This window comes from Sphingobium sp. ba1 (assembly GCF_000743655.1).
In the GTDB taxonomy this organism is placed as follows: domain Bacteria; phylum Pseudomonadota; class Alphaproteobacteria; order Sphingomonadales; family Sphingomonadaceae; genus Sphingobium.
In genome coordinates this window covers 919,331-920,028 of the sequence record NZ_JPPQ01000069.1, presented here as the reverse complement: position 1 = coordinate 920,028, position 698 = coordinate 919,331, and the positions used below count along the sequence as shown (strand labels likewise).

Here is a 698-nt window from a genome sequence, read left to right as displayed (position 1 = left end):
TCATAGCCATCGACCTGCCCCCCGCCATAGCCCCGGATCATCTCTTGCGTGATGCCGGGTTCATGGGCGATATTCTGGAATGCGGATTGCAGCCGGTTGCGGGTCGCGGCCGGTAGTTTGCTGTTCACGACCAAGGGGGGGTAGGGAATGGGATCGCTGCGCGCGATGATCTTCACATCGCGAACGCCCGGCACATTCTCCCGCACCGCCTTTTCATAGCTTTCGAAGGAGAGGGCTGCGACGTCGACCTGCCCCTGCAACAAGGCGGCGAGGCTGCTGGCATGGCTGCCGGTCAGGCGAACCTCTTTCAGATCCTTGGCCGGATCGATCCCCGCATCCATCAACATGGTCATCGGGAAAATGAAGGACGAGGTCGAATTGACGTCGCCAAACGCCACGCGCTTGCCCCGCACGTCGGCGGCGGTGGCGATGGCGGCGTCCTTGTGTGCGAATAGCCCGGCATAATAGACCGAGGCACCGGATTTGACCGCCACCGCCAGCAATTCGGCGCAACCGCGATCCTTCGCCTGCAAATAGGTGACGGGGCCGACAAAGGCGATGTCGGCCGCGCCGTTGCACATTCCCTCGACCACCGCGCCATAGGATTGGGCGACTTTCAGGTCGAAGGTCAGGCCGGTGTTACGGGACACGGCGTTGAAGATCGGCTGATAGTCCGCCAGCGTCCCGCTTTCCGTGCC

The 698-nt window shown here is 62.6% G+C and carries 1 protein-coding gene; it reads right to left on the bottom strand.

The window, feature by feature from the left end:
• The coding region (locus tag IL54_RS24055; RefSeq protein WP_156106279.1) for a phosphate/phosphite/phosphonate ABC transporter substrate-binding protein at positions 1-698 on the bottom strand (698 nt) is incomplete at both ends.